A 202-nucleotide genomic window follows, 5' to 3' on the forward strand; every position below is an offset into this window, starting at 1 on the left:
TGTTCCCTCCGAGACGGATCCCGAGTAGTGCGGGGCACGTGAAACCCCGTATGAATCCGGCAGGACCATCTGCCAAGGCTAAATACTCCCTGGCGACCGATAGTGAAGCAGTACCGTGAGGGAAAGGTGAAAAGCACCCCGGAAGGGGAGTGAAATAGATCCTGAAACCGTGTGCTTACAAGAAGTCAGAGCCCTATTTATG

General features: G+C 54.0%; 1 rRNA gene. It reads left to right on the forward strand.

The annotated features are described in order from the left end of the window. Positions 1–202: ribosomal RNA gene (locus tag LCF57_RS28250) — 23S ribosomal RNA — on the forward strand; the annotation flags it as partial.

The sequence above is a fragment of the Paenibacillus sp. BJ-4 genome (assembly GCF_020404765.1).
GTDB lineage: Bacteria > Bacillota > Bacilli > Paenibacillales > Paenibacillaceae > Paenibacillus.